The organism is Odoribacter splanchnicus DSM 20712, from assembly GCF_000190535.1.
Classification (GTDB): domain Bacteria; phylum Bacteroidota; class Bacteroidia; order Bacteroidales; family Marinifilaceae; genus Odoribacter; species Odoribacter splanchnicus.
Genome location: NC_015160.1, coordinates 2,210,965 through 2,227,012, shown reverse-complemented (window position 1 = coordinate 2,227,012; position 16,048 = coordinate 2,210,965). Strand labels below are relative to the sequence as shown.

At 42.4% G+C, this 16,048-nt stretch carries 10 protein-coding genes; 7 read left to right on the top strand and 3 right to left on the bottom strand.

Features of this window, described 5'->3' with window-relative positions; all coding sequences use genetic code 11:
- Positions 1–10: 10 nt before the first annotated feature.
- The gene (locus tag ODOSP_RS09320) at positions 11–5,701 is read right to left on the bottom strand and encodes an alpha-2-macroglobulin family protein (RefSeq protein WP_013612078.1); all 5,691 of its coding nucleotides are present in this window, start codon (positions 5,699–5,701) and stop codon (positions 11–13) included.
- 145 nt (positions 5,702–5,846) lie between these two features.
- Between ODOSP_RS09320 and ODOSP_RS09315 the strand changes: the two genes are divergently transcribed.
- Positions 5,847–6,083, top strand: coding sequence for a hypothetical protein (locus ODOSP_RS09315; protein WP_013612077.1), 237 nt, complete (start codon positions 5,847–5,849; stop codon positions 6,081–6,083).
- 72 nt (positions 6,084–6,155) lie between these two features.
- Here ODOSP_RS09315 and hutH read toward each other — a convergent pair whose 3' ends face one another.
- Positions 6,156–7,646, bottom strand: coding sequence for a histidine ammonia-lyase (gene hutH / locus ODOSP_RS09310; protein WP_013612076.1), 1,491 nt, complete (start codon positions 7,644–7,646; stop codon positions 6,156–6,158).
- Positions 7,647–7,834: 188 nt separating this feature from the next.
- Positions 7,835–9,199 carry a histidine--tRNA ligase gene (gene hisS / locus ODOSP_RS09305; protein ID WP_013612075.1) on the bottom strand — a complete coding sequence of 455 codons (1,365 nt, stop codon included), beginning with the start codon at positions 9,197–9,199 and terminating at the stop codon, positions 7,835–7,837.
- 147 nt (positions 9,200–9,346) lie between these two features.
- On the opposite strand from hisS, the gene ODOSP_RS20220 reads away from it, so the two are divergent.
- The 6 genes from ODOSP_RS20220 (at position 9,347) to ODOSP_RS09280 (ending at position 16,035) form a co-directional block, all read left to right on the top strand.
- Positions 9,347–9,529, top strand: coding sequence for a hypothetical protein (locus tag ODOSP_RS20220; protein WP_041556636.1), 183 nt, complete (start codon positions 9,347–9,349; stop codon positions 9,527–9,529).
- Positions 9,469–9,933, top strand: coding sequence for a sigma-70 family RNA polymerase sigma factor (locus tag ODOSP_RS09295; RefSeq protein WP_071823575.1), 465 nt, complete (start codon positions 9,469–9,471; stop codon positions 9,931–9,933). The genes ODOSP_RS20220 and ODOSP_RS09295 overlap by 61 nt, the downstream gene beginning before the upstream one ends.
- A gap of 59 nt (positions 9,934–9,992) precedes the next feature.
- Entirely contained in the window at positions 9,993–11,117 is a 1,125-nt protein-coding gene (locus ODOSP_RS09290; protein WP_013612074.1) for a FecR family protein, read from the top strand.
- 102 nt (positions 11,118–11,219) lie between these two features.
- Entirely contained in the window at positions 11,220–12,116 is an 897-nt protein-coding gene (locus tag ODOSP_RS19695) for an STN domain-containing protein (RefSeq protein WP_157741840.1), read from the top strand.
- Between the two features lie 3 nt (positions 12,117–12,119).
- Complete coding sequence (locus ODOSP_RS09285) at positions 12,120–14,594, top strand: SusC/RagA family TonB-linked outer membrane protein (RefSeq protein ID WP_095074678.1); 2,475 nt, start codon at positions 12,120–12,122, stop codon at positions 14,592–14,594.
- A 19-nt stretch (positions 14,595–14,613) separates the two neighbouring features.
- On the top strand, positions 14,614–16,035 hold the full coding sequence (locus ODOSP_RS09280; protein ID WP_013612073.1) for a RagB/SusD family nutrient uptake outer membrane protein: 1,422 nt from the start codon (positions 14,614–14,616) through the stop codon (positions 16,033–16,035).
- Positions 16,036–16,048 lie beyond the last annotated feature (13 nt).

The window sequence follows — 16,048 nt, the reverse complement described above, 5'->3', positions numbered from 1 at the left end:
GCTTTTTTTGTTACTTGGTTACGGTTATTTTTCCTGCCTCACTATAGGCCGTATATTCCGGGGCGTACATGCTTTGGAAAGTTGCGATCCCGTCCTGATAGGTGCCTGCCTGATTTACCCATACCGGGTATTCCAATACGTAGGTACCTTTGGCCAGAGAATTGAAAAAGAAATTGGTAACGGCATCTTTAGATTCTTCATAGTATACGGTACCGAATTTCCATTGATTGCCCGATAACTGCCTGATAGGTTCGAAACAGGCTGCTCTGAAATCTTTCAGGTAAAGAAAATCCATGTCTTGCTTTAAAGAAAGCGTTAGGCGGGTAACCACTTTATCTCCTGTTTTCAGGTTTTGTCGGCCGAGAGGAAGGAGTTCTTTTTTGCCGTCCGGACCTATTTTTTCAATAAAGAGCTTTTTAGTGACACTGAGTACTCCTTTCTGCTGCTCTACCTGATCGAATTTTTCGAAGTATTGCAAATATAAGCCGCCCCAGCTGGGAGAGTCGGTCATTTTGTTGATTTCGACGCTCAGCATATCGGGTTGAATTTCGGATGATGTATAAGTATGCTTCAAATAACCTAATGGATTGGCGGTAGTGGGGATCGGTAACATCTGTTTCCCCAATTCGACAGTTACTTTTTCGGATTGATTCAGTCGATCTTTTCCCGTTAACAGCAGGGCATAGATCGCATCGACGGTAGAAGGGACGTTGCCCCAATTTTGAGTTTGTTTTTGCCGGAGTAACCATTGTTTCATCAATTCGGTCTCGGGCGTATTCCCTTCTAACTCGTAAAAAGCTTCCATCAAGGCAACGTGAGTCTGAATGGCTGAATTTCTGTAAATTTGTCTCCGGTTATTAGGCCAGTACATCCCTTGTTCATTATTCGTGACTGCATATTGGCGCAGGGATTTCAGTATGTTTTGTGCTTCTTGCTTAAAACCGTACCGGTTTAATGTAACGGCAGTTAAAGCTTTTTCATACAGAGTGAAATCGCTCCATTGCTTTTGAGCTAATGCTATAAAATATTTGTGTGCTTTCAAAGCATCTCCCAAGGGGATATCCCGATATAGACTCCTGACATAGAGGTAAAGGATTTGTTCGTATCCGATTCGTTGGGGAGTTGTCTCAAAATCTTTTCGGATTTCATTATCCAGGTAACGAAGTGCTTTTATTTGCATCTCTTTCTCTTGCTCATTGAAAGCCCGTTGGCCGGTAAGATTAGCCCTGGCCATAATCGCAAGAACATTGGCAGTCATAAAACGACTCGGATACATTCCTTTGAACCAACTCCAGCCTCCTGTCGGATTTTGTAATGCTGCAAGCTTTTGGAGTATACTTTTTTGTTGGTAATCTAATCTGTTTTGGTCGAATAATTGAACCAAACTCTGTATACATTCTGTTTCCGATTGTGCTTGCATTACCCAAGGTGAAGCTTCCAGCAAAATGGATTTCAGCTCTTGGTTCTGTTCCAGTTTGGACAATAAAGTCGGGTCGTCTGCGGATAGATGCCAGCTGCGGATAACTCCGGCGATATGAGGATTGGCATGTATAATACGCTGGGTTATGCTGTTGACATAATAGGCACCTGATAAGTCGGTGATATTTTCGTTCTGAGGTTGTTGTATGGAGGGGATAGCCAAAACAGCATACCAGATCGGATTCTCGGTTAATTCGAAAGTTAGCCGATAAGGAGTGATCGTGGTGTTGGGTTGTTTTAGCGTAAAGGTATGCTTGCCGGTCTGATTCGTGTAGATCGGTAAGGTCTGAGTGATTAAAGTTTCTGTCGGCAATACGGGGAGCAAATGTTGCTCGCCATCACTGAAGTGCCCGCTTTGAGCGGATACTCTGAATCCCAGCAAATCGATATCTGCCGGTACAGTGAACTGGAAAGTTAGCGTTTGACTGCCCTGGGGGTGTGTCCGGAAAGTCTGATTTTGCTGCATGAAAACTTTTTGATTTGCCGGATCGAAAAATTCAAAGTTTACTTTGCCTTGCTGAAGAGTATCCGACAGGTTACTGACAGTTACTTGCAATTCCGTCTGATCGCCGGTTCTGAGGAAACGGGGCAGATTCGGGCGTACCATCAGCGGTTTGGAAGTAACGATCGTTTCGGATAATTGCCCGAACAGTAAGGCGGGTGTCGTGGCGAGAGCTGTGAATTTCCATTGGGTTGTCGCGTCAGGTATAGTAAAACTGATATCGACATATCCTTCCGGATCTGTTTGTAGTTGGGGATAGAAAAAGGCGGTCTCCTGGAAGTTCTCCCGGTAGTTTATTTCGGGGGTTGGCATTCCGGATGATCCGGCTTCGTCTAATGCCGCTTCTGCAAAATCACTGGCAACCAACTTGGCTGAACCGGTCATGTAGGTATTTCCCAACGCTTTGGTTGAAAACCGATAATGGGAATGTGAAGATACATAAGTCTGTAATTCACTGAAAGAAAGAGGTGTGACAGGATAAGAAGGACGTTTAAAGATATTACTCCACAAAATAATCCGGTTCTCGAGGTTATAATGGAATGGAGCCCCCCATGAATAAGGTTCGCCAGGATTTAAGTGAGTCGGTTGAAAATTAAAATAATAAGGTGCGATTTTATCGAGGGAGGCATCGTACATCATGGCCAATAGCTCTGCTGTCACAGGTTTGCCTGCAGCATCGACAACCCGAAATTTCCAGCTTTCCGATTGTCCCGGGGTAAGGTGGTCTCTGAAAACTTTGGTCTCTACGGTTAACTTACGATCCGGTTCTGTCTTTTGGATAGGGATGATCTCCGAGAAAAACTTTTTGTCCTTTACATAGGAGATATACAACCAGATTTGTTTTCCGTATTCTTTCAGAAAAGGGATATCGATCGAAAGCACTTCGTCTGAAAGAACAGGGTAAGACCGTTTGATTAATTTATCGGAAGTATAAATATCATATCTGACATAGGCTTCTTTGACTGAAGTACCGAAAAGAATACGTGCTGTTTCACCCGGACGGCAAGTGGTCTTTTCTCTGACAATCCACTCGTAGGTCGGGAAAGGTGGTTTCTGATCCAGAGGGGAATAGAGGAAAAAGACTCGATTTGTCTTGATTTGGTTGCATTCCACTGTAAATAAATATATACCTGATGTTTGTTGGGTTAAATCCGGAAAAATAGAATCTTTTCGGAAGACGGCTAGATGACCTTCAAGGATGTTTTTTTCTACGATAGTGTCTTTGATTTCTAAATTGGTTTGTAATTGTTTGGGGGATACCAATTTTTGTATGGTGTACTTTACCGGATAAGCACTGGAGTCGTTACCGATTTCCTCTAGTGAGATATGAAAAGCAGTACGTTGTTGTTTATTCACTTGTTCCGGGATTTGTAAAGCTGGGGTTGCTTTGCCGGAATAGATGGGAATACTCGTGCCCGCTTCCTCTGTTTCACCTTTGGTATCCGTCACTTTTACCTTTATTTCATAGAGATAGGAGTTGCGGAAAGAGGGATAGGACGGAATATCCTGGGCTTTAAAAGTAATTTCGAAATTTCCCTCGGCGTTACTTCTGGTAATACCGTGGATTGTGATGTCTCTACGTGGAAAATAGAATATCGGCGATGATACTGAAATGGTATAATTGATTTCGGTATTAGCCATTTTTACGCCGGAAAAGCTTCCGACCTGTCCTTCCAGCCGGACGATATCACCGACAAAATAAGTTCGTGTCGGTTTGTGAAAGGTGATTTCGAATTCAGGTCGTTTGTAATCCGTAACCTCGATGGTAGTCTGACCTTTTTCGGTATAGAGGGTAAAATATCCGTTAAGGATGCGGGCCGGAATGACGAAACTTCCTGTGAAGGAACCATATCGGTTGGATGTTACTTCTTGTTGGGCGATTTCCTTGTCGTTGGCATCCTTAAAGCTGATTTTGTATTTTTGACCTTCCAGCGCATAAAGGGTATCTAGGGTTGCTTTCCAGCCGATACCTTTATAATAAACCGTTTGGCCTGGCCGGTAAATCCTTCTGTCGGTGATTAAGGTCGTATGGTTTTGAGAGGTAGGAGAGGTATACCACCGGTATATCGGGTTGATGGGACCATTAGGGTTCTCCGGATTGATTACCTGATAAGCCAGATTTTGTTTAGATAAATTTTGGGAAGAGAATGCCAGTCCCCGGGAATTGGTAAACACTGTGTCTAGTAGGGTGTAACCCGGATAGTTGGGTTTATAAAGAAGAATTTTGGCCTTGGGAATGGGTTTGCCACTCTTCGAATCGTATACGGAATAAATTTGCTGGTTCTTGCTGTTCTGAGAATTTGAAAATAAACGGGTGGCGATAACAGTTTGGGATACACTATGTTTTGTCTCCGTTGTATTTAATGAAATCTGATAGAGTCCGGCTTCGGGAAGGGGGATATGGATGGTGGTATCTTGTTCGATCAGACTGGGAGTTAAGGTGAAACGTTTTTCGTAAACTTTACGTTGGACATTGTTCTTATCCTGATTTTTCAATTGTTCGTATGCCTCGGTCGTGAGATCGATTCGGTAGATTTGTAAGGTGGCATTGTCCAGGTTCTGTGAAGTCAGTTTTAAGGCAACCTTTTCTTCCGGGTAGATTACTTCAGGGAGTTGGAGCGATAGTTTAGGAGCTTTCATTTCGCTGACGATCGAACGTAGTAAGTTGATACGTGTATATTTAGGATATAAATGTATCCCTTTTTCGCAGAAGTTGATGATCTTTTCTTTTTCTTTGATGAGTTGTTGTGGATCGGCAGATTGCCCAAATGTAAAGGAAGATAGGGCTTGTACATATTCGTTGGCTTCTTTAGCCATCACTTCGATGACAAAAGGACTGCCGATGTATTTTTGGGTCAGTTCCTGCAAAGCTTTTAGATAAAGGGAATCTCTGTCTTCGGAAGAAAGTTTTTTGGCATATTCCAGACGGTCCAGATCGGTAGCCAGGAAAGCCGGGAGATTGGCTTGTTTTTTCCGGAACCGGAGTAATTCTTGCCATATCTGCAAAATGGTAGCCGGCCGCCCTTTTAGTTCTGCGGGAATAGGCATGGCGATAAATTCGTCGGCCGGAGCGAATAGTAAAGGAGAATCGGAAGATGTTTCTGCAAAGTCGGGAGTATTGGTTTGCAAAAGAATATTTATGGCCCGGTAACAAAGAAAGTCGTAAAGTGTAGGACGTAATGAATCCGCTGGAGTCAAAGAAGTCAGTATGGCTTTGTATGCGCTCAAAGGAGTTTCTTGTAATTTTCGGGCAGGAAGCAGAGAGGCTGCTACACATTTTTTGATTTTTTCGGCGAAAATATTACTGCTCCAGCTTGCTATATCTTCCGGAATATAATCGGTTACAGGGGTGCGTTGGTTGATCAGATAGCTGTTGTTATTGTAGTACTCTGCATAAAGCTGGGCACAATAGGAATTTATGACAGCTATACCGGCAGAATCCGTCTCCTGGGAAAGGTATTTTTCGACTTCGCTTAATATTGCCGGATAGTCCTCGTGATCGATCGCTAACGTAAAAGTAGTTTTTAAAATCAATGATTTGATCAGTAAAGGGGTATCGTTGTTTTTGATGGCTTGTCGGTATAGTGCCTCGGCGTCTTTGATGGCTTGTTGAGGATATCGATAGTAGTAGGCCGTCAAGGTGTCCTGCGGGGAGTGCTGTGCGTAAGTGGCTGAACCTATAAATAATAGTATGCCGATTAAAAGTTTACTTAGTCTCATCTGTTTCTATTTTTATGATACATACGAAATATTTATCGTCTTAGAGATGCAAAAACGAATGGAATTCCATAAAATTAAAAATAATTTGTGGTAAGAAAAGAAAAGTTTTGTCTTTTATTTTAGGATTGTTATCTTTATTGGCAATATGGAAAGTAGAAATAAGATATTGAAAAGTAAAAGATTGAAACTGATCCGGGGAGTGATGTATCTGGATGTTTTATCGATCTTGTTGAGTGTGATGATGATCGATATGCGTCATTTTACTTTTTCGTTGTATTCCGGGGTTTGTATGCGTATCCTTGTGTTGCTGGGGATTTTTATACTTCTTTTGATTGGTGAAAGAAGTTTGACACGTTATCTGCGCAAACATCGTAATGAATGAAAGAATTTCTTCGGGAATATCCCCAAAGCTTTTTTGACTTGGGGGATACTCTACTGAAGAAATCGCTGGGCTTTATTCGAAATCACCTTGTTTTAAAAATTCTGTGGCGGCATCGATGTCTTTATACATCACTCTGTCTTGCCCGTTGAAGGGGACGATGCTACGGAATTCTTTCAGGAACTCTTCCAGGTAAGGTGAGGTTTTGGTTGGCCGCTGTAAATCGATTGCCTGAGCTGCATTCATCAGTTCTATTGCTAAAATACGTTCTACGTTTTCGGCAACCTTAACCGTTTTCGTCGCTGCATTTCCTCCCATGCTGACATGGTCCTCCTGTTCGTTGGAAGAAGGAATAGAGTCTACAGAACAGGGAGTGCACAATTGTTTATTTTTGCTTACAATAGCTGCTGCTGCGTATTGAGGAATCATAAAACCGGAGTTCAGGCCCGGATTGGCTACCAGGAATTCAGGAATATTTCCCCGGTCACCTGAAATCAGCCGGTAAGTACGCCGCTCGGATATACTGCCTAACTCTGCCAAAGCAATACTCAGGAAGTCCATCACCAAAGCCAGAGGTTGACCGTGGAAGTTGCCGCCGGAAATAATCAAATCGTCTTCCATGAAAATGGTGGGATTGTCCGTTACGGAATTAATTTCCCGTTCTACAACAGAAGCGACATACATGATACTGTCTTTACTGGCTCCGTGAACTTGTGGCATACAACGGAAAGAGTAGGGATCCTGAACATGTGTTTTTTCTTTTTGCTGGAATTCGGACCCTTCCAGTAAAGTTCTGATATTGCGTGCTGTTTCGATCTGACCCGGGTGAGGACGTGCGGCCTGGATCTGAGGTAAGAAAGGATCGATTCGACCGTCGTAAGCTTCTAATGAAAGCGCTCCGATGATATCGGCATATTTGGCAATCTTGAAAGCTTTCAATAAAGCATATACGGCATGAGAACTCATAAACTGAGTACCGTTTAATAGTGCCAATCCTTCTTTAGCTCCGAGTTCGATCGGGGCCCAACCCAATTTGGCATTGATTGCTTTTGCATCGCAAATCTTGCCTTTATACCACACTTCTCCTTCGTTAATTAAAGGTAAAAATAGATTGGCCAAAGGAGCTAAGTCGCCGGAGGCTCCCAAAGAACCTAATTCACGGACTACCGGCAATACATTATGATTGAACATATCGATGATCCGTTCGACGGTCACTAACTGCACACCGGATTTCCCCAGCGACAAAGCATGTGCTTTCAGCAATAACATCAGACGAATGATATCCTGATGAATCGGTTCTCCAAGACTACAAGCGTGTGACATCACCAGGTTGGCCTGTAATTGGCTGAGGTCTTCTTTGGAAATACTGATTTTGCATAATGAACCGAAACCTGTCGTTATGCCATATAAAGGTTTGGCAGAACTCTCGATTTTATGATCCAGGTAGGCTTTACAATCGTTGATTAATTTTTTACTATCTTCGGAAAGAGCCAGTTTGTAATTCTTACTTAAAATTTTATCGATGACCTCGAAGGTAAGAGGTGCTGGAGATATATAATGTACCATGATAATTGAATGTTGAAAATTAAAAATTGAAAAATGCACACATCACATGTAGTGAAAGTTGTTTCCCGTTTTCACTGTTCTTTTTCATTTTATCATGGACATCTGGAATCGTATCCGTGACTTTTCAGGGGACGATGTTCCTTTTTATATATCTGCATAAATACCGGTTGATGAATGTTTTATTCGTCTTATCGCTTGAGTCTTTCGACTAACTCTTCCATTGTAACATTATGCTGTTCACCCGATAGCATATTTTTCAGGGAGATAATACCTTCTTGCATTTCATTTTCGCCGATCAGGGCTACGAAAGGTATCTCTTTTTTATCTGCATAAGTCATCTGTTTTTTCATTTTAGCGGCTTCCGGATAAATTTCCGCATTGATACCGGCTTCCCGCAGTTGTTTGAGAAGAGGTAAACAATATCTTTCTTCCTGCTTACCGAAATTGACGAAAAGGATCTGAGTGGTTGTCATATTATCTTTGGGAAACAGATCCAGTTGATTCATGACATCGAAAATACGGTCGGCACCGAAGGATATACCGACTCCCGACATATTTTTTAATCCGAAAATACCGGTCAGGTCATCATAACGTCCACCTCCGGTGATACTACCGATCTGGACATCTAAGGCTTTTACTTCAAAAATAGCACCGGTATAATAACTCAAACCACGGGCCAGGGTAAGGTCCAGTTTGATTTCGGTCCGGATGTCCACATCCTTCAGATAATCGAATACAATGGATAGTTCTTCGACACCTTTTAAACCGATAGGGCTATCCTGTAAAATAGTTTTGAGTTTTTCCAGCTTCTCACTATTACTTCCTTCCAGGTTCAAAATAGGTTGCAATTTGACGATTGCTTCTTCGGTGATTCCTTTTTCCCGTAATTCAGCATTAACCTTGTCCAGACCGATTTTGTCCATTTTATCGATGGCTACTGTAATATCTGTCAGCTGGTCCGGATAACCTATGATTTCTGCAATTCCTGCCAGTATTTTCCGGTTATTGATTAATAAACGCACCTTGATTTTCAGACGCCGGTATACTTCGTCGACCATTTGAATCAACTCTACTTCATGCAAAAGCGAATCACTTCCGACAACATCTACGTCACATTGATAAAATTCCCGGTAACGTCCTTTCTGAGGCCGGTCGGCCCGCCAAACCGGCTGGATTTGATAACGTTTGAAAGGAAAGGTTAATTCGCTTTGATGTTGTACGACAAATCGTGCGAAAGGGACAGTCAGGTCATAACGTAATCCTTTTTCTGAGATCTTGTTGGTGAGCTTTATACTATTCTTTTCTAATAATTCCTGATCGGAGATGTTCCCGATAAAATCTCCTGAATTTAAGATTTTGAATAATAGCTTATCCCCTTCCTCTCCGTACTTGCCCATTAAAGTGGACAGGTTTTCCATGGCTGGCGTTTCCAGTGGCATATAACCGTATAGTTTAAAAACACTCTTGATCGTATCGAATATATAATTGCGCTTCACCATGATTTCAGGTGAATAATCTCTTGTTCCCTTTGGTATAGAAGGAAGTTGTGCCATAATTGTATTTGTTGTTTTTCCTTACAAAAGTATATAAAAAGTGTGATTGAAAAATAATGGTATTGGTGATATTTTTATTTTTTTTCGAAAAAAATTGTTGGGTAGAATTGTGTTTGTATTTATTTTTTTCAATTTTGTAATTGAATCATGTTAGATCAGATAACCATAAATAAGTTTATTGCCGGCGATGTGAAGGCTTTTGAACGTTTGTTCCGGAAATATGCGCGAAGTATGCAGCTTGTGGCATTAGGACTTTATCGGGAACAGCTGTGGCAGAAGATGCTGTTCAGGAAAGTTTTGTGTATTTGTGGAATCATCGGAAAGAGATGAAGCCTGATATTGCCATAGAGGGTTATTTATATTCTTGTGTGCGGCATTATGTGTTGAATTATATCCGGCATCAAAATATCCGGATCAGGCAGGAAAAAGAGATTGTGCGTGAGCAGGAATGGTTAGCGGGGGTGACGTACGATGAGATTGATGTAGATGCTAAATTATTGACTATAAAGAAAGTAATTGATGCATTGCCGGAAGGATGTAGAAAGATATTTGTGATGTCTGTAATTGAGGGAATGAGCTATACAGATACGGCCAAGGAATTGGGGGTGTCGGTGAATACAGTAAAGTCACAAGTGAAGATTGCTTATAAGAAATTAAAAAATACGGTTCAGAAATCTCCTGATAATATGTATCTTACTATTTTATTTTTACTTTCCTTAAAAAAAATACTATAATTTTTTCACCCTTTCGGGATGTTCATGTTCTTTATAAAAGAATTTCAAAATGCAGGAGCATGGATACAAGTACCAAAGAGGAATTATTCCGTAAAGTATGGGCAGCTCTTTATGAAGAGGGGAACAAAGATGAATTGCAGGTGCGGGAAGTTGTCGACCAAATGTATATGGCTGTGAAAGAACCGGAGTTGGATATAGAAGAAGTGTTTGATAAAGTACAAAGGGAGATAGGTACGGTAAGGAATAAGGAGCGGAGATTATGGTGGAATGTGATAAAGTATGCAGTTGCCGTAGTGTTACCTTTGGGGTTAGGTGTGGCGGGATATATCCTTTGGAATGGCCGTGGGAATGAGCAACAGCAGCAAATGGAAGGATATGTACGTCCGCAGAATGCCGTTATGCTGACTTTGGCATTTGGAAAAAAAATTGCGGTAGATGAGCAACAGCTGGAAGAATCTCTGACGACCGATGCGGTAACTATCCGCCGGGATAGTATCGAGGGCCTTGTATATGAGGTAAGTGGACAGAAAAATAGGGCGGCAGAGCGGTTTAATATATTGGAAGTTCCTGTAGCGGCGGAATATCAGTTGCGCTTATCAGACGGAACGGTTGTGTATTTAAATTCGGACAGCCGCTTGAAATATCCGGAAGTATTTACAGGTAATGAACGTAAAGTATATTTGGAGGGTGAGGCGTATTTTGAAGTGGCTAAAGATAAGGAACATCCGTTTAAGGTTACGGCGCAGGGGGTGGAAGTGAATGTTTTGGGAACGCACTTTAATGTAAATGCTTACCCGGAACGTACCGATGTCGTGACAACGCTGGTAGAGGGGAAGGTGAGGGTTGGGAGAGGAACACGTCAGATTGTATTGGTTCCGGGAGAGCAGGCTGCTGCGTCGGCAGAGAGTTTGAACGTGAAGAAAGTGGATGTACGGGAATATATTGCCTGGAAAGATGGACTGTTTGTGTTTAGCCGGATGTCGTTGGAGGAGATTATGAGACAGGTGTACCGTTGGTATGGGGTGGAAACGGTGTTTTCCGACGAGACCGTGAGAGCTGTGACTTTTACGGGGATAATCGACAAAAGTATGCCGTTGGGAGAATTGTTTAAAGTGATAGAGACGGTGGTGGACGTGCGTTTCGTAATGGATGAAAATAATCAGGTAGTTATTACTGCAAAATAAACACCGGCAATTTGTTCGTAGCTATGCCGGTGTTTGAATGAATTGTTTATTCCGGAATTGTTGGTAGCAATCCGGACATGTTTAATTTTAATGTTCAAATTTATGAAAAAAAAGCAATCGGAGGTTGCTGCGTTGTATTATTTATTTAAAAAATTACTGCGTGCAATGAAAATTACTCTTTTTCTTCTATTGGTTTTCTTTATTCAAGTGAATGCCAAGACGTATTCGCAGCAGAAAAAAATCTCGCTGAAATATGATAATGTAGAGCTGGCAAAGGTGATGAAAGCAATAGAGAGACAAACGGATCTTTATTTTTTCTTTAATGACCGGGTATTGAATACCGGTCGGAAAGTGTCGGTTAAAGTAGAGAATTCAACTTTAGAGAGGGTATTGGAAGAGTTGTTTTATGATAGCTATAGCTGGGAGGTCGTGAACAGAATGATCGTGCTGAAACCTTGTGAAAAATCCGTTGTACAGGAACAACAGGAAAAAAAGGTATTTAAAGTGACAGGTGTGGTGGTAGATGTAAAAAAGCAACCACTTCCAGGAGTGACGGTCAGACTGGTGGGAACTTCGTTGGGGACGGCAACGGATGAGAATGGTAAGTTTGAGATAACGTTACCGGTGACAGAGGGAGAATTGGAATTTTCGTTTGTTGGATATAAGGCAGAGCGTAAAGTTTTGAAACAAACCAACCCAATGCCTATGGAAGTTGTATTGACAGAAGAGGTGACAGAGATGGAGGAAGTGGTTGTGACAGGTATTTTTATTCGCAAGGCTGAGAGTTTTACAGGTGCTGCAACGACTTTCAAACAGGAGGATTTGAAGCGATTGGGTAATCAAAATATATTGCAGAGTTTGAAAAATATGGATCCCTCCTTTATGGTTACAGAGAGCGTGGATTTTGGTAGTGACCCTAACCGGATGCCTGATATTCAGATTCGCGGGGCTTCTAGTCTGCCGAATGTGAAAGGTGAGTATAGATCAAATCCCAACTAACCTTTGTTTATTCTGGATGGTTTTGAGGCAACGGCAGAGAAAGTATTCGACTTGGATATGAACCGGGTGGCATCGGTCACGTTGTTGAAAGATGCGGCTGCAAAAGCAATCTACGGTTCGCGGGCAGCTAATGGGGTCGTGGTCATCGAAACCATACAGCCGGAGAAAGGAAAACTGAAGGTGAGCTATACGGGGGACTTGACGGTGACAGCTCCGGATTTGACGAGTTATGATCTTTGCGATGCAACCGAAAAACTGGAAGTAGAACGGACGGCAGGAAGATACAACGGCCATTTTCCGGTAGATGACCAATGGTTGGCGGAGGAATATAACGTGTTGAAAAAAGAGGTGGAACGTGGTGTGAATACCTATTGGCTGGCAAAACCTTTACATACGGGTTTCGGTCACAAACATTCGCTCTATTTGGAAGGCGGAGATGATTATTTGCGGTATGGAGTGGATTTGTCATATAATAAAGTGGCGGGTGTGATGAAAGGTTCGGACAGGGAAACAGTATCGGGTGCGATAACCTTGTCGTATCGGTATAAAAGCCTGTTGTTCCGGAATGTTTTGTCGACTACATTTAACCGGGCGGATGATTCGCCTTATGGGAGCTTTTCGGAATATACGAAATTGAATCCTTATTGGACTTCAGAGGATGAAAATGGTAATGTAAAGCAGGTATTGGGATCGTATAGCCAGCGCGAATGGCAGGAAGCGACGAAGTATTACAACCCATTGTATAATGCGATGTTAGGTACGAAAAATTTTGCGAAATATACGGAGGTGACGGATAATTTTTATGTAGAGTGGCAAATGTATAAGGATCTGAAGTTTATAGGACGTTTTGGATATACGCAAAAACAGGATAGTAGGGAAGATTTCTATCCAGGCAGCCATACTCGCTTTGCAGAGTGGACGGGAGACCGTTATTTTCAGCGTGGTTCGTATTACATGAAGGATGGGGTGACGAAAACATTGAAAGTGGATGCGACGCTGAATTACTCGAAACAGTGGAACAAGCACCTCTTGTTTGCCAATTTGAACTGGAATATGCAACAAAATTCGTATGACTGGCACAGCATGGAAGCTTGGGGGTTCTTGAATAACAAGGTGGATCACGTTGCATTTGCCAAACAATATGCGGAGAACGGCCGTCCGGGGGGCGATGAGGAAACTACTCGTGAAGTGGGTGTTGTCGGAGCCGTAAACTATTCGTACGACAACCGTTATTTGGCAGACTTGTCTTATCGTTTGAGCGGGTCGTCTATTTATGGATCAGACAACCGTTGGGGTGGTTTTTGGTCGGCAGGTGTTGGTTGGAACCTACACCATGAGGCTTTCTTGAAAGAAGCTGAATGGTTAAGGCAGTTTAAATTGAGGGCATCGGTCGGTTATACAGGAAGTCAGAATTTCAATCCGTATCAGGCAATGGCGACGTATAAATATTTTACGGATGCGGAATATGACAATATCGTGGGAGCTTATTTGATGGGCATGGCGAACGACAAACTGAAATGGCAGCAGACAAGGGATGTGAATGTGGGATTTGATGCACAATTGCTGAAAGGAATGACGGTACGTTTCGATTATTATGTCAGTAATACGGATAATTTATTGGTGGATTTTGATCTTTCTGGTTCTACTGGTTTCAATACATTCAAGGAAAATCTGGGAGAGGTACAGAACAGAGGATTCGATGCAACCATAAACTGGAGAGTGTACGAGAATACAAAGAATGATGCTTATGTGACTTTATTCGGATCTGTATCATCGAATAAGAATGAAATCAAGAAAATTTCGGATGCTTTGTCAAAATCGAACGATGAACAGATAGATGATGAGGGAAATCCGGTGTCGACTAAACCTTATACCCGTTTTGAAGAAGGACAATCGACGAGCGCCATTTGGGCGGTACGTTCGTTGGGCATTGACCCTGCGTCGGGTGAAGAGATGTTCATAGCCCGGAACGGGTACCGGACCTATGTGTGGAACGTGAATGACCAAGTGGTATGTGGAGAGGCAAATCCTAAATTCCAGGGTAATTTCGGTTTTAATGCGGAATGGCGGGGATTGGCAGTGAATTGTTCGTTTGCATATAAAGCCGGCGGAGAGTATTACAATCAGACGTCGGTGGATAGAGTGGAAAACGTGGATGTGCAGTGGAATGTGGACAGAAGGGTTTTTACGGGGACATGGAAAGAACCGGGTGACAGGACATTTTTCAAGCGTGTGGAAAGTACACCTACACAAACTTATCCGACCTCGCGTTTCGTGGAGAAGTCGAATGAGTTGTCGTTGTCATCGTTGAATGTTTCCTATGATTTTAAACGCTTGAATGTCAAAAGGTATGTAGAGCGACTGAAGATTGCCTTTTACATGACGGATGTCTTCCGTGTTTCAACTGTGAAGGCGGAGAGAGGATTGGAATATCCCTTTGCCCGAACTTGTTCGTTTAGTTTGCAGGCTACTTTTTAATGCTAAATAGAAAGATATTATGAAAAAATTTACAAAAATATTGTTGATAGGATGCTTGTTGGTGACGGTGTCATGTAACAATTGGCTGGACGTGGACCCGAAGTCGCAAGTGAAAGACAAAGATTTGTTCGCATCGGAAATGGGCTTCAAGGAAGCGTTGTCAGGGGTCTATTCGTTGATGACAAAAGAGGCGTTGTATGGGAAAGAATTGACTTTCGGATGGTTAGGTGTATTGGGACAAGAGTGGACGTCTGTTCCCTATAATTATGAGGATGACCAGAAGTATGATTTTGAGAATGCGGCATCGGAGGTACGGATTGATTCGGTATGGACTGGCTTGTATAATGCGATAGCAAATGCCAATAAGCTGCTGAAAGAGTTGGAAGGAAAAGAGAATTTGTTTAGCGGTGACAATTATTCTATCATTAAAGGTGAAGTATTGGCATTGCGGGCATACTTGCATTTCGATTTATTGCGCATTTTCGGAGCGAGTTGCGCAGTGGGAATGGAACGGATTGCGATTCCTTATGTGACGGAATATGCGCCGACGATTTTCCCTCAGGAAAAGGTCGGGGATTTTGTGGGTAAGGTATTGAAGGATTTGCAGGATGCGGCGAAATGTCTGGAGAATGACCCGATATTGACAGGACGCACTGTTTCAGAAATTGACGATAACGGCTATCTGATGAATCGTCAGGTGCATTTGAACTATTACGCCGTAAAAGGTTTGATGGCAAGGGTATATTTGTATAAAGGGGACTATGCGAATGCAGAAGTGTGTGCAAAGGAAGTGATTGGCAGCGGATGTTTCGAGTGGGTAAAACAGGAGAACTTGACAAATGAGAGTGTAGCTGACCTGACCTTTTCGACCGAGCATTTGTTTGCGTTGAACATTGTGACCTTGGGTAATATTGTCGATAAATACCTGGATGGAGGAAACAATAGTTTCGCCTTGGAGGAAAGCAGATTATCGGAATATTATGGTTCTTCTTACGACTATCGTTATCTTTATCTGTTTAAGACGGGTGTGGGTATGAGCAATACCTTGCGTTATCTGAAAAAATATGACCAGTTGGAATCTGTTTCTTGGGCGCAGAGTTATCGTAACAAACTGCCTTTGATATGTTTGCCTGAAATGTATTACATCTTGGCGGAATGCCGTTACCATAGTTCCGGTGATGTGTTGGAACCGTTGAACGAGGTGTGTCGTCACCGTGGTGTGGCAGATTTGTCGGAAGCAGACCTTTCGGCTTTTGAAACCTTGCTTTTGGCTGAGTACCGTAAAGAAGTCATAGGGGGCGGTCAGTTGTTTTTCCAATATAAACGCTTGAATCGTTCTGTAGTACCTGGAACAGATGTGGATTTGGCAGGAGAAGGAAGATATGTGATACCGATGCCTAAAGAAGAACTGGAAAATCCGGGTTGGGTCAGCAATCAATAAAATTTAAAGATAG

What these genes read in the sequence shown, in the direction of transcription:
- hisS (WP_013612075.1), bottom strand. Translation starts at nt 9,199, where the DNA reads ATGGCACAACTTCCTTCTATACCAAAGGGAACAAGAGATTATTCACCT.
- ODOSP_RS09280 (WP_013612073.1), top strand. Translation starts at nt 14,614, where the DNA reads ATGAAAAAATTTACAAAAATATTGTTGATAGGATGCTTGTTGGTGACG.
- ODOSP_RS09290 (WP_013612074.1), top strand. Translation starts at nt 9,993, where the DNA reads ATGGATACAAGTACCAAAGAGGAATTATTCCGTAAAGTATGGGCAGCT.
- ODOSP_RS20220 (WP_041556636.1), top strand. Translation starts at nt 9,347, where the DNA reads ATGTTAGATCAGATAACCATAAATAAGTTTATTGCCGGCGATGTGAAG.
- hutH (WP_013612076.1), bottom strand. Translation starts at nt 7,646, where the DNA reads ATGGTACATTATATATCTCCAGCACCTCTTACCTTCGAGGTCATCGAT.
- ODOSP_RS09320 (WP_013612078.1), bottom strand. Translation starts at nt 5,701, where the DNA reads ATGAGACTAAGTAAACTTTTAATCGGCATACTATTATTTATAGGTTCA.
- ODOSP_RS09315 (WP_013612077.1), top strand. Translation starts at nt 5,847, where the DNA reads ATGGAAAGTAGAAATAAGATATTGAAAAGTAAAAGATTGAAACTGATC.
- ODOSP_RS19695 (WP_157741840.1), top strand. Translation starts at nt 11,220, where the DNA reads ATGAAAAAAAAGCAATCGGAGGTTGCTGCGTTGTATTATTTATTTAAA.